This window comes from Mesorhizobium sp. M0701, assembly GCF_040320365.1.
Taxonomy (GTDB): domain Bacteria; phylum Pseudomonadota; class Alphaproteobacteria; order Rhizobiales; family Rhizobiaceae; genus Mesorhizobium.
Genome location: NZ_JAMYPO010000006.1, coordinates 148,179 through 166,881 on the forward strand (window position 1 = coordinate 148,179; position 18,703 = coordinate 166,881).

Below are 18,703 nucleotides of genomic sequence, written 5' to 3' on the forward strand. Positions count from 1 at the left end.
GCCAAACGCCGCCATTACATCGCAACGGCCAGAATGCAGGGAAGTTGCCTTGAGCGAGGGGGCCGCCGATCACAATCGGTAACCGCGCCGTCACGCGCCGATCGCTTCCAGGCCTTCCTCGAGCCAGTCCGCCAGCAGCGGCATGCCGAGCAGATATTTTGCCGTGCGCTTGTTGGCGCGCTCGCGGGCGGCGGACAGCGCGTCCGTCCATTCCGTCGCGTCATAGTCGCCGCGGCCGACCCAGGCCAACGCAATCAGTTCAGCCGCTTCGTCGACATTGAGATCATCGATCAGCTCGCGCAGTTCTTCTTCGGTGAGATCTTCGGAGCTTTCCTCGGCAAGGCCGTCATGATGGTGGTTGTCGTGCGCGTTGCCGTCGAGCTCTACCTCGTGCTCGGCGCCATCGGCATAGTCTTCGTTGACGGCGGCGCTGAGCGCCTTCGCCTTCAGGATGAACAGGCGCACGGTGTCGGGACCGATCGAAAGCTCCCAGTCTCGTTCAACGCGTTGCTGCACCGGCCGTCTCCCTGCTTCGTGCTCGGTCGGCCCGATGATAGCGGATTTGCAGCGCTCGTCACATTATCTTGCGCGGCGGCGTTGATCGTGAAGCATGATTTCCGATGCCCTCTCTTCCCGGGATAAGATGGCCTTGCTGGGAGAGATCGCGGTTTTGAGATAGGATGACGTTTTCCGGGACGAAACGGCGTTGGCCCGGCGTTAGTGTTGCATTGTCAGGTTCAAAGGAGAATTCGATGCGCAGACGATTGCTGATTTATGCCATGGCCATCGCCGCCCTGCCGCTGATTGCGGCTCCGGCGTTTTCGGCTGGTGAAGGCGGGGGAGGTGGCGGTGGCGGCGGCAATGGCGGCGGCCAGTCCCAGTGCAAGAAGGGGGAGGCGTGGGACAAGAAACAGAAGAAATGCGTCTCCCCGAAGCAAGGCATGCTGGACGACGACAGCATCTACGATGCCGGTCGCGCGCTGGCGATGGATGGACGCTACGACGAGGCGATCGCCGTGCTCAGCCTCGCCGCCAACAAGCAGGACCCGCGCATCCTCAATTATCTCGGCTATTCGCACCGCCATTCCGGCCGCGTCACCGTCGGCCTCGGCTATTACGAGGAAGCGCTGCGCATCGACCCGAATTACACGCTGGTGCGCGAATATCTCGGCGAGGCGCACCTGCAGATCGGCGATCTTGCCGGCGCCCAGGAACAGCTCCGCGAGATCGAGAAGCGCACGGGCAAGGGGTCTCGCGAATACGGCATGCTGTCGGAGCAGATCGATCATTTTATGAGGAGCTGATCCTCCGGAACGCTCCTCATAACCGGCTGTGAGCGATCGCAGCCGGTTTTTTGCTGTGCTGCACATGTTGGCCACAACCGAGATTTGGCATCACGGTACACGATACGATCTTGGAAACCCCCGCTTGACGTGGGGTCAGCCGCGCAATCGGTGGATGATTTTTCAAAATCCGACTTTTTGGACGTGAAAAACCCGCGAAGATTGCTATATCTTGCAAGATTGTGGTGAGACGGTTCCGTTAGCGAGGCTGCCGGACCGTTTTCTTTTTGTACCATCGACAAGGTCGCTCCCGATTGCGGGGGCGGCGGCAGGAAAGGTCAGGCATTATGAACAAGGTCCCGATGACAGGCGAGGGGTTCGCGTCATTGAAGGAAGAACTGCGCTGGCGCCAGCAACAGGAGCGGCCGCGTATCATCGAGGCGATTTCCGAAGCGCGCTCGCATGGCGACCTCTCCGAAAATGCCGAATATCACGCGGCAAAAGAGGCACAGAGCCTCAATGAGGGCCGGGTCAACGAACTCGAGGACCTGATCGCGCGGGCCGAGGTGATCGACGTCACCAAGCTCAGCGGCGACAAGGTCAAGTTCGGCGCCACCGTGGTGCTGGTCGACGAGGATACCGAGGAGAAAAAGACCTACCAGATCGTCGGCGACCAGGAAGCGGACGTGAAATCCGGCCGCATCTCGATCTCCTCGCCGATCGCGCGCGCCCTGATCGGCAAGGAAGTCGGCGACGCCATCGAGGTCAACGCACCGGGCGGCGCCAGGGGCTACGAGATCGTCCAGGTGCAGTTCATCTAGGGATTGGCGCTGCTCTGCCTTCTCCCCCTGTGGGAGAAGGTGGCCTCGCGAAGCGAGGTCGGATGAGGGGTGTTCCAGCTTGGCTCCCTCCGCACTCCGTCCAACACCCCTCATCCGTCTCGGCGCTTCGCGCCGATCCACCTTCTCCCACAAGGGGAGAAGGGAAGGGGGCAGCGCTGACCTTCCGATTGAATTGATTGAGCAAATCAGCGGCCACCGGCCTGATCAAGCGTCTGGCGCTCCACAAGCCTCTCGGCTTCCGCCATCACCTCCGGCGGGGTGACGCTGTCACCGGGCCTGGCCAGCAGCGTCGATGAGAATGGTCCGCGCGGGCCGGTCAGGCCGGGCTCGGTAGCGAGGAATATCGCCACCGTCGGCAGGCCGAAAGCGCTGGCGAGATGGGTCAGGCCGGTGTCGGCGCCGATGACCAGCGTCGAGCCGCCGATGACGGCGGCGATCTCGGCTAGCGACGACCTGGGAACCACCACGGTCTGCGAAACGGCACCGGCGATCGCCTCGGCAACCGCCTGTTCCCGGTCGTTCGACCAGGTGGTGACCGGCGTCATCCCCTTGTCCACCAGCAGGCGGGCGGTTTCGATCCAGTCATCGACCGGCCATTTCTTGTCCTCGCGGCTGGTGCCATGCAGCAGGAAGGCGGTCTTTTCACCGACAAGAATCGATCTTCCGGCCGGCGGCACGATGCCCGATTCAAGCCGGGAAAAATCCGGCTCGTAGCCGAGCGCCAGCCCGAACAGGCGTCTCGTGCGCTCGATGGCGTGCAGGCCGCGCGGCACGGCGAAGCGATGGCCATAAAACAGGCTTGCCGAAGGCTCGCGGGCGCTCGACCGATCGAACCCGGCGATCGGTGCTGCCGTCAGCCGCGCCACCAGCGCCGATTTCAGCAAGCCTTGTGCATCGAGGACGAGGTCGTAGCGGCAATCGCGCAAGGCCCGGCGCAAGCCGACCACTTCCCGCCATGTGCCGGGCTCGAGCAGCTTCCTGCGCCAGCGCCGGATCGCCACGCTGTGGATGGTTTGGATGGCTGGATGCAGCGCCACGATGCCGGCAAATGCCTCTTCGACACACCAGTCGAAGGAGATATCCGGCCGAGCGCGGCGCGCGTCCTCGATCGCCGGGAAGGTGTGGATGACGTCGCCCATGGACGATGTCTTGACGATCAGCACTTTCATGCGGCGGCCGGCATTTCCAGCAGCCGCTCCGCCGCCGCCACGACGCGTTCGACCTCCAGCGTCTTCAGGCAGTTGAGATGACCGAGCGGGCAGATTTTTTTGTGGCAGGGCGAACAGGACAGGCCGAGCCAGACCAGTTCGCGGCGCTCGGCGAGCGGCGGCGTGTTCTGCGGCGAGGTCGAGCCGTAGACGGCGACGACCGGCGTGCCGACGGCGGCGGCGACATGCATCAGCCCGCTGTCGTTGGAGACGGCGAGCCTCGCCGCCGCGATCAGGTCGATGGCATCCTCGAGCCGCGTCTGGCCGGCAAGATCGACGGCGCCCGGAGCCAGCGCGGCGATTTCCGCCGTCACCTCAGCGTCGTTCTTCGACCCGAACAGCGCGACGCCAAACCCTTTCGCCATCATCTCGCGGGCAAGGCCGGCATAGTGTTCGCTCGGCCAGCGCTTGGCCGGGCCGAATTCTGCGCCGGGCATGACTGCCACGAATTTCGCCGCCGTCAGCCCGAAACGGCTGAGCAGTGCCGCCTGGCTGGCTTGATCGACGGCGAGCTTCGGCGCCTGGAAGGCGCCACCACGGGCAAGGCTGAAATAGGCCTGCGCGGTGCGCCGTTTCAGGCGATCGGGCAACGGCACGATGTCGGTCAGCAGCCCGTAACGCATTTCCTTGAGATGGCCGACACGGCGCGGAATGCCGGCAAAGAACGGGATCAGCGCCGACTTCCAGCTTCCCGGCAGGACAAAGGCCGTGTCGTAGCGGCCGCGCAGCAGGCGGCCGAAGCGCCTTCGGATGCGGAATTCGAACGCGCCGGATTGCAGCGGCAGGTCGATCTGCTGGCGGATTTCGGGCATGCGCTTGACCAGCGGTGCTGCCCAGGCCGGCGCCAGCACGTCGATGGCGGCATCCGGATGAAGCTCCCTCAGCGCCTGGAACAGGCACTGCGCCATCACCATGTCGCCCACCCAGCGTGGGCCGATCACGAGGATCGTTGGGCTTTCAGCCATTCGACATAGTCTCTAACGCCGGTTTCCACTGTGCGGAACTGGCCATTGTAACCGGCTGCGCGCAAGCGGGACATATCAGCTTGCGTAAAGCTCTGGTAGTTGCCCTTGAGGTGGTCGGGAAACTCGATGAATTCGATCTGGCCTTGGCCGAGCGTATCGATCACCGTTTCGGCAATGGCGCGGAACGGCTGGGCCTTGCCGGTGCCGCAGTTGAAGATGCCGCTCGAGCCGCGTTTCCACAGCCACAGATTGACGTCGGCGACATCGCCGACATGGATGAAGTCGCGGCTCTGCTCGCCGGGCCCGAAACCACCATAGGCGCCGAACAGTTTCGGGTTCTGGCCTTGCTCGACCTGGTTGAACAGATGGAAGGCGACAGAGGCCATGGCGCCCTTATGCGCCTCGCGCGGTCCATAGACGTTGAAATAACGCAGGCCCGCGACCGGCGAGTGATCGGTATCGAAAACGGTGCGGCGGACATAGTCGTCGAACAGTTTTTTCGAATAGGCATAGACGTTCAGCGGCCGTTCGCATTGCGGCTCCTCGCGGAACTCGGCGCCGCTGCCATAGACCGAAGCGGAGGAGGCATAGAGGAACGGCACGCGCAGGGCCAGGCAGGCGTGCAGCAGGCGCTTCGAATAGGCGTAGTTGACCTCCATCATGAACTTGCCGTTCCATTCGGTGGTGGTCGAGCAGGCGCCCTGGTGGAAGACCGCCTCGATGCGGCCGAGGTCACCGGCCTCCATCCGCGCCAGAAAATCGTCCTTGTCGAGATAATCGGCGATCTCGAGATCGGCGAGGTTGGCGATCTTGTGGCCGTCGGTGAGGTCGTCGACGACGAGGATGTCGCTGAAACCGTCGGCGTTGAGCGCGGCGACGATGTTGGAACCGATCATGCCGGCGCCGCCCGTGACGATGATCATGAAAGCCTCTGGTCTCGCTTGTCGATTCCGGCCCTTATAGGGGAGGTCGATAGGGCTGTCGATAAAGCAGCAGAGAGCAATTGCTTCGGGTGGATGCAGTTCCAACTTCTGGCGGAGACATCGATTATCTAGTCGGCGCCGCCCCTCACCTGCCTGCCGGCATCCTCTCCCCGTATAGTGACGGGGAGAGGGGCGCTCTCGTCGACGGTTTCGCCGATCGCCAACATTACAGACGAGCGCTGAGATCGCGGGCAAGCCCCCCTTCTCCCCGTCACTACACGGGGAGAAGGTGCCGGCAGGCGGATGAGGGGCGGCGCCGACGCCTGCAAGAAGGGCAAGGGGGCGATTGCCCTGCGCCACAGTGAGGCCGCAAAGTTGCCGCTTCAGTCGATTCGCTACCCGGTGAGATCGTCAGGGACAAAGAATGCCGTCAACCGAACTGCTTGTCGCCTTTTTCGCCACCACGGCGATCTTCGCCTATATCCCCGGCCCCGCCATGCTCTATGCCGCCGCGCAAACCATGGCGCGCGGCCGCTGGTCCGGCCTGATGGCGGCGCTCGGCATCCATCTCGGCGGCTACGTTCATGTCTTCGCCGCCGCCGTCGGCCTGTCGGTGCTTTTCCATGCCGTGCCGGTGCTTTACATGGCGGTCAAGCTGGTCGGCGCGCTGTATCTGATCTGGCTCGGTGTTTCGCTGTTTCGCGCCAAGGCGCAAGGCGACGTTGTCTTGCCGGGAATTCAGCCGAAATCCGCCCGCCGCGCCTTTTTCGAGAGCATTGCCGTCGAGGTGCTCAACCCAAAAACGGCGATTTTCTTCATGGCGTTCCTGCCGCAATTCATCGATGCCTCGGCAGCGTTTCCGGTCTGGGTGCAGTTCGTTGTGCTTGGAACAATCGTCAATTTGATGTTCTCGTCGGCCGACATTGTTTGCGTGATACTGGCCGGCGCGGTGATCGCCAGGCTGCGGCGCTCGAGCCGGGCGCAGCGCCTGATGCGGCGCGCCGGCGGCGCGGTGCTTGTCGGACTGGGCGTGCATGTCGCGTTGCAGAAAAGCTGACGCACTGTCTCGCCGCGGCGATCGGTCGAAGGCCTGCCGTTGCGTCGGCTGAAATTGCGGTATATCGGCATCGCCATGAACGGCCGGCCCTGCCCATCGAATCCCCCGTCACTGAAAATCGGCTCTCCCACGCGTTGACATGATCAAGCTGCCCTCTCCCGAACCTCTTCACCGCGCCATTTCGCGCTTCGGCGGCGCCACCGTGCTGGTGGTCGGCGATTTCATCCTCGACCGTTTCGTCAACGGCGTGATCGAGCGCATTTCGCCGGAAGCGCCGATCCCCGTGCTGCACGGGCGCGGCGAAACGCTGGCGATGGGCGGCGCCGGCAATGTCGTCGCCAACATCGTTTCGCTCGGCGCTGCCGTCATACCGGTCTCGGTGATCGGCGCTGACGAGGCCGGCAAGAACCTCGTGCGCATGCTCGGCGAATTTGGCGTCGACACCGGCGGGCTGGCGCAGGATGCCGATCGCATGACGTCGTCCAAAAGCCGCTTCAGCGCGCTCAACCAGCAGGTGCTGCGTTTCGACGAAGAGGAAATCAAGCCGCTGGGCGATGCCGAGCGCGCGACATTGGTCGGGCATTTTCGCGAAGCGCTGGCACGCGCCGACATCGTCATCCTGTCCGACTATGGCAAGGGCGTGCTGCTCGACGGCGTCGCCGGCGAGCTGATCTCGATCTGTCGGCAAGCGGGCAAGCCGGTGCTGGTCGACCCGAAGGGCCGCGACTATGCGCGTTATGCCGGCGCGACGGCAATCACGCCCAACCGCAAGGAACTCGGCGAGGCGGTCGGCCGCGCAGTGTTTGCCGATGACGAAATCGAGGCGGCGGCACGCCAGCTGATTTCGGCGCACGGTTTCGATTTCGTCGTCGCGACGCGCAGCGAAAAGGGCATGAGCGTCATCGGTGCGGACGACGCCCGCCATATCGCCACGCAGGCGCGCGAAGTGTTCGACGTTTCGGGCGCCGGCGACACGGTAATCGCGACCTTCGCGCTGGCTCTTGCAGCAGGGGCTGATCGTGTCATGGCCGGATCGATCGCCAACGCCGCCGGCGGTGTTGTCGTCGGCAAGCGCGGCACGGCGCGGCTGACGATCGAGGAACTCACCGGTGCGCTGTTTCGCTCGCATGGTCCGGTCGCCCACCTGGATGCGATCCTCGATGCCGCCGCCGCTGCGCGGCTGGTGGCGGGCTGGAAAGACGAGGGCTTGAGCGTCGGCTTCACCAATGGCTGTTTCGATATCCTGCATGCCGGCCATGTCAGCCTGTTGCATGCGGCGCGCAGCCAGTGCGACCGGCTGGTGCTCGGCCTCAACAGCGATGCCTCGGTGCGCCGGCTGAAAGGGCCGGGGCGCCCGGTCAACGACCAGCATGACCGGGCCTGCGTGCTGGCAGCACTTGCCTCGGTCGACGCCGTCGTCATCTTCGAGGAGGATACGCCGCTTTCGCTGATCGAGGCGCTGAGCCCCGACATACTGGTCAAGGGCGCCGACTATACGGTCGATCAGGTGGTTGGCGCCGATGTCGTGCAGAAGGCCGGCGGGCGCGTCGTGCTGGTCGACCTCGTCGCCGGCAAGAGCACGACCGGCACTATCGGCAGATTGCGCGCCGGGAACTGAGGGTTTCATGTCCGAACTGAACGATTACCTGGCCCGCTCGGCGGCCGCGATTTCGGCGATGGTCGAGCGCGACCTGACCAGCGAGATGGAGCGGGCCGTGAGCGCCGTCGTCGCCGCGCTTTCGCAGGGCAAGGCGCTGCTGATAGCCGGCAATGGCGGTTCGGCCAGCGACGCCATCCACATCGCCGGCGAGCTGGTCGGCCGCTTCCTCAGGGAGCGCAAGGCCTACAACGTCATCGCGCTGCCGGCCAACGCGGCGGTGCTGACCGCCTGGGGCAATGATTATGGCTTCGGCACGGTGTTTGCGCGCCAGGTCGAGGCGCATGGTTCGGCGGGCGCCGTGCTGCTCGCCATCTCGACCAGCGGCAATTCGCCAAGCATCCTCGCCGCCGCCCAACAGGCGCGCATGATGGGCATGACGGTGGTCAGCCTGACCGGCGACACCGGCGGCAAGCTGAAGCCGCTCTCCGACATCCTGCTCAACGTACCCTCGACCTCGACGCCGATCATCCAGCAGGGGCATTTGTGCCTCTACCACCATTTGTGCGAAATGGTCGAAACACGCCTCTGCGACGCAGGGTGATCCTCGAACTCTCAGGACCTGGGTTCCTCGCCCTCCGCGAGGCGGCCGGAGAGGGGGCTTCGTAGAGCGCGGTTCCCCTCTCCGTCTCGGCTTCGCCGAGATACCTCTCCCCACTTTCGTGGGGCGAGGAACCCAAGCTGGCATGAAGCCGCATTCTAACGCTGAAGGCGCAATTTTGTTCTTGCTTTGTGCCGGCAGCTATGCTAATAATTTGGGTATGGTGATGATTTCCACCGACGATCCCGCCCGCCGAGGCGGGTTTTTTGTTTCGGGTTTTTGTTTCGCAGCCGCTTTGCTGGTCTCTCAGGCCGAAAACGCCACCAGCCCTTCGTCCTTGACTCGGCGGATGGTCAGCGCGGTTCGCACCGTATCGACATTGGGGGCCGAGGCCAGTTCCTCGATGACGAAGGTCTGGAAGGTGCCGAGATCGCTCGCCACACAATGCAGCAGGAAATCGGACTCGCCCGACACCATCCAGGCGTCGCGCACGATCGGCCAGCCGCGGGTGCGCTCGGCGAAGGTCTTGAGTTCGGCGTCGGCCTGGTGATGCAGGCCGATCAGACAGAAGGCGACGACGTCGAGGCCGAGCGCCGGAGCGTTGAGCAAAGCGCGGTAGCCGCGGATGATGCCGGCCTCTTCCAGCCGCCTGACGCGGCGCAGGCACGGCGGCGCCGAAATGCCGACGCGGCTCGACAGTTCGACATTGGTCATGCGTCCGTCCTGCTGAAGCTCGCGCAGGATCTTCCAGTCGATGGCATCGAGATCGGCCTTGATCGGCATGGTGGCTTCCGTGGTGACGCGAAAGAATCTTTCGCGACTTTGTAATTAAACGACTTTGCTGTCTATTCCATCCGCTGGATCGAGGATTTTCGCATCATCTTGCTGCGGGTTGCTTGTCGCCGTCGCCGGCGCCGAAGCTTTCCGGGGACGAACGGCAACTTGCCTTGCTGGCGTCGCAGGCAACACTTACATTACGCGCAACAATCGACGAGAGTTCATGCCACAATCCATGGCTGCTCCCCGCAGAGGTTTTTCATGATCACCAAGCATGCGCCTGTTCTCATCATCGGCTCCGGCCCCGCCGGCTATACGGCGGCGATCTATGCCGCTCGCGCCATGCTCAAGCCGATGCTGGTCGCCGGCCTGCAGCAGGGCGGGCAACTGATGATCACCACCGATGTCGAAAACTATCCGGGCTTCGCCGAACCGATCCAGGGTCCATGGCTGATGAGCGAGATGCTCAGGCAGGCCGAGCATGTCGGCACCGACATCGTCAACGACATCATCACCGAGGTCGACCTCAACGTGCGGCCGTTCCGCGCCAAGGGCGATTCCGGCACGATCTATACCGCCGACGCGCTGATCATCGCCACCGGCGCCCAGGCCAAATGGCTGGGCATCCCGAGCGAACACACCTTTATGGGATTTGGCGTCTCGGCCTGCGCCACCTGCGACGGCTTCTTCTACCGCGGCAAGGACGTCGCGGTGATCGGCGGCGGCAATTCGGCGGTGGAGGAAGCGCTCTATCTCTCCAACCTGGCCAAGAGCGTCACCGTCATCCACAGGCGCAGCGATTTCCGCGCCGAGCGCATCCTGCGCGAGCGGCTGCTGCGGAAAGACAATGTCCGCATCATCTGGGACACGGTGGTCGACGAGATCACCGGCAGGCCCGGCAAGGCGCCGCTGCCGCCGTCGGTCGAAGGGCTGAAGCTGCGCAACGTGGTGACCGGGCAGGAGATGCATCTGGTGGTCGACGGCGTGTTCGTGGCGATCGGCCACGCGCCGGCGGTCGAGCTGTTTGCCGGCAAGCTGAAGCAGAAGCCGAACGGCTATCTGTGGACGGCGCCGGATTCGACCCGCACCGACATGCCGGGCGTGTTCGCCGCCGGCGACGTGACCGACGACATCTACCGCCAGGCGGTGACGGCGGCCGGGCTCGGCTGCATGGCCGCGCTCGAGGCGGAAAAATATCTGGCGGGGATCGAGGTTCACCGCGAAGCGGCGGAGTGATTGTTCGATAAGCGGCTGAGAAAAGCCGCGCAAAAGCCTGATTTTTCATTCAGACGCCGAAAACAGGCGGACGCCAGAAAACAGGACGAGGGGAAATCATGGCGTTGGATTGGGACAAGCTACGCGTGTTTCACGCCGCGGCGGAAGCGGGGTCGTTCACCCATGCCGCGGAAACACTGCATTTGTCGCAATCGGCGATCTCGCGGCAGGTCAGCGCGCTCGAGCATGACGTCGGCGTGCCGTTGTTCAATCGCCACGCCCGCGGCCTGGTGCTAACCGAGCAGGGCGAGATGCTGTTCCGCACGGCGCACGACGTGCTGATGAAGCTCGAAACCATCAAGTCGCGACTGACCGAAACCAAGGACCGGCCCTCCGGCGTGCTCAGGGTGACGACCACGGTCGGCCTCGGCGCCGGCTGGCTGACCGAGCGCGTGCAAGAGTTCATCGAGCTCTATCCCGAGGTCAGCCTGCAGCTCATCCTGGCCAATGAGGAGCTCGATCTCACGATGCGCCAGGCCGACTGCGCCATCCGGCTGCGCCAGCCGCAGCAGCCCGACCTCATCCAGCGTCGCCTGTTCACCGTGCATTTTCATCTCTACGCGGCGCCATCCTATGTAAACAAATACGGCAAGCCGAATTCGATCGCCGAGCTGAAAACCCATCGCATCGTCACCTTCGGCGTGCCGGTGCCGGCGCATCTGTCGGAACTGAACTGGCTGGAGACGGTCGGCGATTTCGAAGGCGGGCAAAGGGTGCCGACGCTGCAGATCAACGACATATTGTCGATCAAGCGGGCGGTGCAGGGCGGCGCCGGCATCGCCATGCTGCCGGATTACGTGGTCAGCAAGGATTCCGGACTGGTGCAGTTGCTGCCCGAGACCGAAGTGCCGTCCTTCGATACCTACTTCGCCTATCCCGACGCGATGAAGAACCAGGCGAAGCTGCATGTCTTCCGCGATTTCATCATCGCCAAGGCGCGCAGCTGGTCGTTTTAGTTTCTAGATTCTGTCGACAAGGTATCCTTTTTGCCGTGATCGCCCAAGTAGACGGCACCATACGGGTTGAATTTGAAGTCGTCTTCTTCGTACGCTTCGATGGGTAGCAGTATCCCATTGTTACGGACTAAACTCAGCCCGACGCCTTCGGTAAACATCTCATCGGCAACACGGTCGATTATCGAGCTGAGCACCAGCTCATCGTCGGAAAGACTCCTTGGCGCGAAGACCTCTGGCAGACCGACGAGATGGAAACCGACGCTACAGAGGAACTTTCCGTCACTTAACGGCCGCTTGCTGAAGGCAAGGCGGCAAGTACGGGCTAAACTCGGGCCGTCCTCGGCGTTTTCCGCATCACGGCCAAGTTGTTTCCATCGAGCCGCACCGTGCGCAATGCCAGCACTCTCGCCTTTTGCGGCAATAGCATCACTGTTCAGCGCATGCACGATTAAGCGAAGGGCGATTGCCGACGTCCCAACGGTACTTTCGATATCCATATGGGGACCAAGTACATAAATCACGCAACCGTGCTCATGGACGGCCGCTTGGTCCTCTTTAGTCCGTCCCCCCTTATGTACCCGATCCCAAGACACATCGAACGACTCAACCATGCGATCATCCGGCGCGTCCTGCGAAAAGTGCGTATCAATTTCAAACCCCGGGGCGAAATTGTCGATTGCCGACTGAACTGAGCGACACAGCTCAGAATATCCACCCTGCCTTCCCAGCATGCAGAGCACATGGCGTGGCTGAAATTCTGAAAAGCTCATTTATGTCGACCCTACAACACTCCAAAGAGCGATCGGCGAAAGCGTCCTTCTCCCCGTCACTATAACGGAGAAGATAGCGGCAGCCAGAAGGGGCAGCACCAGCCTTTTTGTCTGATGTCGTACTTGGTCTGCGATTGCTAATGCATGTCGCGCAAAAGCGTGCAGCGGTTTTGCGATAACGACATGCATCAAACAAGAACCTAAAGCGCGTCGCATCAGGTCGGTCGAACGCAACGCGCTTTAGGAACGCGTATCCGCCAGCGTGCTGGCGCCGTAGCGCAAACCGTCGACCAGCAGGGCAACCATGCGCCGCGCCTGGGCGGGGCCGCCGCCATGTGCCGGCATGGCAAGGCTGGCGGCCGCCCCCAACAGGTCGCCCGGCTCGATATCGGCGCGCACCTCGCCGGCCGCGGCCGCTGCCTCCAGCAATGTTTGGAGCGCGGGCCGGAGCCGTTGGTTGAAATAGGCAGGCAAAGTGTCGAAGGCCGGATTGCCTGAGTACAAGGCTGCCGCGAGGCCGCGTTTTGCCGTGATGAAATCCACATAGCGCTGCATCCACAGGGCCAGCGCTTCACCGGGCTCATGCTTTCTGGCCAGGATCGGCGCGGCGTCCGCACAGGCGTCAACCTCGTTGCGGAAGACGGCCACGATCAGGTCCGAGCGCTGTGGAAAATGGCGGTAGACGGTGCCGACGCCGACGCCAGCCTTTTCCGCGATCTCTCGCACCGGAGCCTCCACGCCGGAGGTCGCGAACACCGCCATGGCCGCCCGGAGCAACGCGTCGATGTTGCGCCGTGCGTCGGCGCGCACGTGCCGATCCGAGCGGTCGCGGGGTTCCAGACCATCGCCTTGATCCGTTTTGCCGTTCGGCGTGTTTTCGCCCATCAAATTACCTCTTGCAAACGGAACCTTGTTCCGGATATATGTGGAACGTGGTTCCGCTTGACTTGTATCTAGCACGGCAAACCGGTGTTGGCCACACATCGGTGCAAAAAAGGAGATTACCATGCAGGACAAACCCGTCGCCCTGGTCACCGGGGCCAACAAGGGCATCGGTCTTCAGATCGCCAAGGACCTCGCGGCGAACGGCCTTACCGTGCTCGTAGGATCGCGCAGGCTCGAGCATGCCGAGGCAGCCGCAAATAGCATCGGAGAGGATGCCCACGCCCTGCAGCTGGACGTCACCGACCAGGCGTCGATCGCCGCCGCGGCAGAGCGCATCCGCATCGAACTCGGCCGCCTCGACGTGCTGGTGAACAATGCCGGCATCTCCCATGCGGGAAAGCCCGGCACGTCGTTCGAGGAGATCATCAACTCGGGCCGCCCGAGTGTTGCCTCTCTCGACGACGTACGCGCGGTGTTCGAGACGAACGTGTTTGGCATCGTCGCCGTCACGCAAGCGATGCTGCGGCTCCTTCGTGAGGCGCCGGCGGCGCGTATCGTCAACGTTTCGAGCGGCGCCGGCTCGCTGACATTGAACGCGGATCCGGCCTTTCCGTACCGCACGTCGTTTGGCGCCGTCTACAACCCGTCGAAGACGGCCGTCAACGCGATGACGCTCGCCTTCGCCATCGAGCTCGAGGAGACCGGCATCAAGGTCAACGCTGCCTGCCCGGGCTACACCGCGACGGAGCTGAACAACTTCGAAGGTTCGCGCACCGTCGAACAGGCCGCGCGGGAGCCGGTGCGCCTCGCGCTTCTCGACGCGAACGGTCCGACGGGCACGTTCTCGAACGAGGACGGCCCGCTGCCGTGGTGACGTTGCCTTGGAGCCTGCTTCAGCCGCGCCAAGGTGTCAGGCGGGGCAGCCAGCCTGGTACGGCACGGCGGTAGGCCTCGTATTCGTCGCCGTAGCGGCGGGCAAGCGTCGGTTCCTCATATAGTCTCACGAAGGAGATCATGGCGGCCGCGGCGATGACTAGGCCGTAGACTCATTAGCGCGAAGCCATAGCCTGATCGAAGCGAGCTGGATCATGGCGAGGAAGTTGGCAGCCAGCTTGTCGTAGCGGGTGGCGACGCGACGGAAGTGCTTCAGCTTGGAGAAGAACCGCTCGATCAGGTTGCGCTCGCGATAGAGCCGCTTGCTGAAGCAGGGTTTCCACTCCGGTTGCGCTTGGCCGGGATGTTCGGCGTGGCACCCTGCTGCTGGATCAGCTCCCGGATGCGGTCGGCATCATAGGCCTTGTCCGCCAGCACGATGGCGCGCGGACCGAGGTGGTCGAGGAATGTATCGACGATCTGCCCGTCATGGGCTTGCCCTGCTGTCAGGCCGAGCCGGATCGGCAGCCCGCACGCATCGACGACCACGTGGATCTTGGTCGTGAGCCCGCCTCGGGAGCGGCCGAGACATTGATCTGCATCCCCTTTTTTCCTGTCGCAGCCTGCTGGTGCGCCCGGATAGAAGTGCTGTCGATCATCTGGATTTCACCGTCATGCGCGGCACTGACAGCGTCCATGAGCCGATGCCACACGCCTGCTTTTCGCCATCGCACGAAGCGGTTGTAACAGGTCGTGCGCGGTCCATAACGCTCCGGCAGGTCGCGCCACGGTGCGCCTGATCGTAGCACCCGAAGATGCCGTTCAGCACGCGGCGGTCGTCCACGCGCGGCACGCCTCGCGGCTTGTTGGCAGGAGCGGTTGGATCACGCGCCATTCGAAGTCGGTCAGATCATATCGGCTCATACAGCCGCTGAATCACATCAGCGACGATATTGAAAGGCCGGCTTCAGGGTGCCTGCTGTTCTGAGAAGGGAAGCGCTATGTCGTGCTCCAGCAGTGTAACCTTATAATGGTTGAGATATGACCACAGAGCGTTGCGAAGATCATTCAGTTCGTCGTAACCCGGCGAACCTCGCCCGACTTCCTTGCAGGCCAGATCCGCTCGCTGACACAGAATATAAAGGCTGTCACCCTGAACGAGAACGCCGGGGAAGGCCCGACCAGGATGCCGCATGACAGCGGCATTGGTCTTGTCCGATAGTATCTCGACGTTCTCGCTACGCATCAGTGTCTCGCGGATCGGCTTGCTGCACCGTCAGAGCATGAGCCCGCTCACTCCGCAACCCTTTATGGGTTCACGACCTAGATAGGCGGCGACCGTCCAGCTCGAAAACAGCAATGCCTGGCCGAGGACGATCGACAGCACGGCGACGTACATCGGATTGCGGACGTGGCGGCAGATGCCACCGACGACCAGCCTCTCGGTCGGCGCGACCGGGGCGGGGGTACCCAGGCCCTCCAGGGCAAACCGGGCAAAGGCGTGCAGCAGTATGGCTGTGCCGGCGACAACCAGCAGCCAGCCCACAGGAACGAAACCGGGCAGTCGCGACCAGGGCAGGCGATAGCGATCGGTCAGCAGCCAGGGCAACAGTCCGGCGACCACGCCGGGCGCTACAGCAAGGAAGATGACGCTGCCGGCGATCGCCGAAGTGGCTCGCATATAGCTCTCCTTACGGGCGCGGCCTTGAACGGTCTCCTGCAACGCGCTTCAGGTCTTGTCCGGCATGTAACCCAAACCGCTGCACCCTCAGGTCAAGCTCGATGGCGGGCTTTTGGGCGGCATGCACCAGCAAGGTCTGGCTGCCGAAAAAACAAACGCGTGCTGCACGATTCCACGTCATCCTGCGTTTTTCGATTTTCCGAGCAGGAATCGCTGCTGATTCGCGGCCGTGGATCGATTTTTGCCTTGCCGCAGGCTGTATTTCAGCGATTCAACTGGTCCTATTGCGCTTCGGGACGGATTAGACCACAGCCGGCGCCTTTTTGCATGTGAGTGTTGCAAAATAGATGCTTGTTTCTTGGGCATGAAGAGCACATATATAGATCATCTCCTGAGCGCGTTCTCCTCCCATTAGCGCTCTCGAGTGTTCCCCTCTGGAGGTTAGCCCTAACAGGCACTTCCAATCAAACTCAGCCGGGTCTTCATTGATCCGGCTTTTTTGTTGCCCGAAACCAACACATCGCCAGAAAATCGACCGGAACGGTCGCGTAACAGTGACATGTAACCTCGGGTAACATGCCGCGGGCGCGCCAAATCGATTAAGCAGAGTACAGGACGCGGTGTGGCTCGTCCGGGGGATGGGGGCATCACTCGGACGACCCGGGCTCAGGCAGCTACCGCGTCCGAACCTTCCTCCGCCAAAACACCGGCGGCAAGCATGCGGCGGACCTGCCGTTTCGCCTCCCACGAAGACGGTCCGCAAGAAACGGCGCCCGAATGATCCGGGCGCCGTTTCCTGTTGGGCCGCAAAGGCAGCTCAGGCGGCCTTGCCGTTGGCGTTCAGCGCTTCGTCGGCCAACCGCCCGGTGAGTTCGGCCATGTGGTCGAAGACGGCCCGGTAGCTGGCGACACCCGCCGTGGCCGAGCGCAGCTCGATGATGAGGTCGCCGATCTCGGCTTGCGGCATGGTCGCCTCGACGACGTCCCATCCGGGCCAGTCGGGCCGCGCGTCGTAGCCGAGGATCTGGCCGCGCCGCTGCGGGATCAGCGCAATGATCTTCGACGTCGCGTCGGACGGCGTGACGATCTCGACCTTCATCACCGGCTCGAGCAGCACCGGCGAGCACGCGGCCATGCCTTCTTTCATCGCCAGCTTCGCTGCCATCTGGAAGGCCATGTCGGAGGAATCGACCGCATGGTAGGAGCCGTCGGAAAGGTTGACGGCAACATCGACGACCGGGAAGCCGAGCGGCCCGGACTTCAGGTAGTCACGCACGCCGGTCTCGACCGACTGGATGTAGGTCTTCGGCACGACGCCGCCGGTGATCGTATCGGTGAACTGGAAGCCTGACCCGCGCGGCAGCGGTTTGATCTCAATCACGACGTCGCCGAACTGGCCGTGGCCGCCTGATTGTTTCTTGTGGCGGCCGCGCTGCTGCGTCGCTTTGCGGATCGTCTCGCGGTAGGGCACGGCCGGCACATGGCCTTCGACCGGGATCTGGTTCTTGCCTTCCAGCCGCTCGCGCACGACGCGCAGATGCATCTCGCCATGGCCGGACAGCACGGTTTCGGCCGAATCCTGGTTGTGATGCAGGTTGAGTGAGGGATCTTCCTCGGCCAGGCGCTGGATGGCCGCCGACATCTTGACCTCGTCCTTGCGCTCTTTCGGCCGCAGCGCGAAGGCGAAGACCGGTTGCGGCGGCGCCAGCGTGACCAGCGGCTGGATGCCGCCCTTGGTCGAGCTCAGCGTCTGGCCGGTCCTGACGGCGTCCAGCTTGCCGAGCGCGACCGTGTCGCCGGCCTTGGCCGAAGTCAGCTTGACCTGGTCCTTGCCGAGCATCTTGTAGATGCCGGAGACCTTTGCCGTTTCGCCATTGGAAAGGAACAGCTCGGCGGCGTCGGCGACCTGGCCGGACAGGATGCGCGACACAGACAGCTTGCCGCCATGCGCGGTGTGGATGGTCTTCATCACCTGGACCACGGTGGCATTGCCATCGGGAGCGCCGAGGCGCTGGCGCGTCGCCTCGATGTCGGGTGCGTCGTGACGGATCGCCTTCAACAGGCGCAGCACGCCATTGCCCTTCTCGGCGGTGCCGATCAGCACCGGCGTCACCATGCCGTCGCGCAGGTCGGCGGCAAGATCGTCGAAGATCGCATCCTTCGGCGGTTCGATCTCGTCCAGCAATTGCTCCATCAGCCGGTCGTCATGGTCGGCGAGCGTCTCCAGCATGGAAAAGCGCGCCTCGAGCTCGCGCGCCTTGTCGTCGCTCGGGATCTGGGCGACCTCGCTCTCGGCATATTCGCGGTAGATGTAGGCACGCTCCAGAGCGAGGTCGATCGAGCCGATGACGACGCCGTCCTTGCGCAGCGGGATCTGGCGCAGCAGTAATGGCACCGAGCTTGCCGGCTGCAGCATCTTCAGCGTGTCGCGCACACCTGCTATCGCCTTGTCGACCTTGTTCAGGAACAGCATGCGCGGCACGCCGAGCTCGTCGAGCTTGCGCATGATCAGCTGCAGGGCAGGGATCTTCTTCTCGTCGGCCTCGGCAACGACCACGGCGACGTCGCAGGCGGCCAGCACCGGCTCGGCTTCGAAGGAGAATTCGATGGAGCCGGGACAATCGACGAAGGTGAACGGCTCGCCCATGAAATCGGTGGTGGCGAAGGTCGCCTCGACGCTCATGCCGTGAGCGCGCGCCTCGGGCGAATGATCGGAAACGGTATTTCCGGACGAAACGGGATTCTGGCGGGGAATGGCGCCTGTACGGGCGAGTATGGCTTCGAGAAGTGTCGTCTTACCGCTTGCGAAGGGACCGACTATGGCAATGCATTTCGGTCCCGTGCGTCGTCCTCCGGCGCGAGTACCCATGGCTGACCTCCACTCAGGCGTTTCCCTGTAAGCGGCGGCCGGCCTGTCGGCCGTCGCGGGCGAGGCTTTTTTCAATTTGCCACCTACCCAAAGGGCATCGTCCCACGGGCAGGCCGGGAGGGCAAGGGATTTGAGGTTGAA

The 18,703-nt window shown here is 63.3% G+C and carries 18 protein-coding genes and 3 pseudogenes; 9 read left to right on the forward strand and 12 right to left on the reverse strand.

Features of this window, described 5'->3' with window-relative positions; genetic code table 11:
• Positions 1–90: 90 nt before the first annotated feature.
• Positions 91–516 carry a DUF3775 domain-containing protein gene (locus NKI24_RS08555; RefSeq protein WP_023678354.1) on the reverse strand — a complete coding sequence of 142 codons (426 nt, stop codon included), beginning with the start codon at positions 514–516 and terminating at the stop codon, positions 91–93.
• Between the two features lie 236 nt (positions 517–752).
• Here NKI24_RS08555 and NKI24_RS08560 point away from each other — a divergent pair, with 236 nt between their 5' ends.
• The gene (locus NKI24_RS08560) at positions 753–1,304 is read left to right on the forward strand and encodes a tetratricopeptide repeat protein (protein WP_352744464.1); all 552 of its coding nucleotides are present in this window, start codon (positions 753–755) and stop codon (positions 1,302–1,304) included.
• A 326-nt stretch (positions 1,305–1,630) separates the two neighbouring features.
• On the forward strand, positions 1,631–2,104 hold the full coding sequence (gene greA, locus NKI24_RS08565; protein ID WP_023719113.1) for a transcription elongation factor GreA: 474 nt from the start codon (positions 1,631–1,633) through the stop codon (positions 2,102–2,104).
• A gap of 206 nt (positions 2,105–2,310) precedes the next feature.
• Here greA and waaC read toward each other — a convergent pair whose 3' ends face one another.
• From waaC to rfaD, 3 genes are read right to left on the reverse strand one after another with little or no spacing between them, the layout of a single operon-like run.
• On the reverse strand, positions 2,311–3,294 hold the full coding sequence (gene waaC / locus NKI24_RS08570) for a lipopolysaccharide heptosyltransferase I (protein WP_352744466.1): 984 nt from the start codon (positions 3,292–3,294) through the stop codon (positions 2,311–2,313).
• Positions 3,291–4,298: a lipopolysaccharide heptosyltransferase II gene (gene waaF / locus NKI24_RS08575; RefSeq protein WP_352743205.1), complete on the reverse strand. Its 1,008-nt coding sequence runs from the start codon at positions 4,296–4,298 to the stop codon at positions 3,291–3,293. Before waaF ends, waaC begins: the two co-directional genes overlap by 4 nt.
• Positions 4,271–5,221: an ADP-glyceromanno-heptose 6-epimerase gene (gene rfaD / locus NKI24_RS08580; protein WP_352744469.1), complete on the reverse strand. Its 951-nt coding sequence runs from the start codon at positions 5,219–5,221 to the stop codon at positions 4,271–4,273. Before rfaD ends, waaF begins: the two co-directional genes overlap by 28 nt.
• A 424-nt stretch (positions 5,222–5,645) precedes the next feature.
• Here rfaD and NKI24_RS08585 point away from each other — a divergent pair, with 424 nt between their 5' ends.
• The 3 genes from NKI24_RS08585 (at position 5,646) to NKI24_RS08595 (ending at position 8,479) form a co-directional block, all read left to right on the forward strand.
• On the forward strand, positions 5,646–6,278 hold the full coding sequence (locus NKI24_RS08585; protein WP_352683840.1) for a LysE family translocator: 633 nt from the start codon (positions 5,646–5,648) through the stop codon (positions 6,276–6,278).
• A 139-nt stretch (positions 6,279–6,417) separates the two neighbouring features.
• Entirely contained in the window at positions 6,418–7,896 is a 1,479-nt protein-coding gene (gene rfaE1, locus NKI24_RS08590; RefSeq protein ID WP_352743201.1) for a D-glycero-beta-D-manno-heptose-7-phosphate kinase, read from the forward strand.
• Positions 7,897–7,903: 7 nt separating this feature from the next.
• On the forward strand, positions 7,904–8,479 hold the full coding sequence (locus NKI24_RS08595) for a D-sedoheptulose-7-phosphate isomerase (RefSeq protein ID WP_352744472.1): 576 nt from the start codon (positions 7,904–7,906) through the stop codon (positions 8,477–8,479).
• Between the two features lie 303 nt (positions 8,480–8,782).
• Here NKI24_RS08595 and NKI24_RS08600 read toward each other — a convergent pair whose 3' ends face one another.
• Complete coding sequence (locus tag NKI24_RS08600; protein ID WP_023678347.1) at positions 8,783–9,259, reverse strand: Lrp/AsnC family transcriptional regulator; 477 nt, start codon at positions 9,257–9,259, stop codon at positions 8,783–8,785.
• A 255-nt stretch (positions 9,260–9,514) separates the two neighbouring features.
• Between NKI24_RS08600 and trxB the strand changes: the two genes are divergently transcribed.
• A complete protein-coding gene (trxB, locus tag NKI24_RS08605) occupies positions 9,515–10,489 on the forward strand; it encodes a thioredoxin-disulfide reductase (RefSeq protein ID WP_352469805.1) in 975 nt (324 codons plus the stop codon).
• 98 nt (positions 10,490–10,587) lie between these two features.
• On the forward strand, positions 10,588–11,484 hold the full coding sequence (locus tag NKI24_RS08610) for a LysR family transcriptional regulator (RefSeq protein WP_023678345.1): 897 nt from the start codon (positions 10,588–10,590) through the stop codon (positions 11,482–11,484).
• Here NKI24_RS08610 and NKI24_RS08615 read toward each other — a convergent pair.
• Together NKI24_RS08615 and NKI24_RS08620 are read right to left on the reverse strand one after the other, a co-directional pair.
• A complete protein-coding gene (locus NKI24_RS08615; protein ID WP_352683556.1) occupies positions 11,481–12,254 on the reverse strand; it encodes a hypothetical protein in 774 nt (257 codons plus the stop codon). The genes NKI24_RS08610 and NKI24_RS08615 overlap by 4 nt on opposite strands.
• 240 nt (positions 12,255–12,494) lie before the next feature.
• Positions 12,495–13,139 carry a TetR/AcrR family transcriptional regulator gene (locus NKI24_RS08620; RefSeq protein ID WP_352744475.1) on the reverse strand — a complete coding sequence of 215 codons (645 nt, stop codon included), beginning with the start codon at positions 13,137–13,139 and terminating at the stop codon, positions 12,495–12,497.
• 121 nt (positions 13,140–13,260) lie between these two features.
• Between NKI24_RS08620 and NKI24_RS08625 the strand changes: the two genes are divergently transcribed.
• A complete protein-coding gene (locus NKI24_RS08625; RefSeq protein WP_352744478.1) occupies positions 13,261–14,013 on the forward strand; it encodes an SDR family oxidoreductase in 753 nt (250 codons plus the stop codon).
• 19 nt (positions 14,014–14,032) lie between these two features.
• On the opposite strand, the pseudogene NKI24_RS08630 reads toward NKI24_RS08625, so the two are convergent.
• The 4 genes and pseudogenes from NKI24_RS08630 to NKI24_RS08645 all read right to left on the reverse strand — a co-directional run.
• Positions 14,033–14,173 (reverse strand): annotated as a pseudogene (locus NKI24_RS08630) (isoprenylcysteine carboxyl methyltransferase); the annotation flags it as partial.
• Positions 14,173–14,936: pseudogene (locus NKI24_RS08635) on the reverse strand (IS5 family transposase). The pseudogenes NKI24_RS08630 and NKI24_RS08635, both read right to left, overlap by 1 nt.
• A 43-nt stretch (positions 14,937–14,979) precedes the next feature.
• Positions 14,980–15,258, reverse strand: coding sequence for a DUF6959 family protein (locus tag NKI24_RS08640; RefSeq protein WP_352458679.1), 279 nt, complete (start codon positions 15,256–15,258; stop codon positions 14,980–14,982).
• 81 nt (positions 15,259–15,339) lie between these two features.
• Positions 15,340–15,693, reverse strand: a pseudogene (locus NKI24_RS08645) (methyltransferase family protein); the annotation flags it as partial.
• A gap of 101 nt (positions 15,694–15,794) precedes the next feature.
• On the opposite strand from NKI24_RS08645, the gene NKI24_RS08650 reads away from it, so the two are divergent.
• Positions 15,795–15,998, forward strand: coding sequence for a hypothetical protein (locus NKI24_RS08650; protein WP_352744481.1), 204 nt, complete (start codon positions 15,795–15,797; stop codon positions 15,996–15,998).
• A 512-nt stretch (positions 15,999–16,510) separates the two neighbouring features.
• Here the strand turns inward: NKI24_RS08650 and NKI24_RS08655 are convergent.
• Complete coding sequence (locus tag NKI24_RS08655; RefSeq protein WP_352744483.1) at positions 16,511–18,562, reverse strand: elongation factor G; 2,052 nt, start codon at positions 18,560–18,562, stop codon at positions 16,511–16,513.
• Positions 18,563–18,703: the final 141 nt, after the last annotated feature.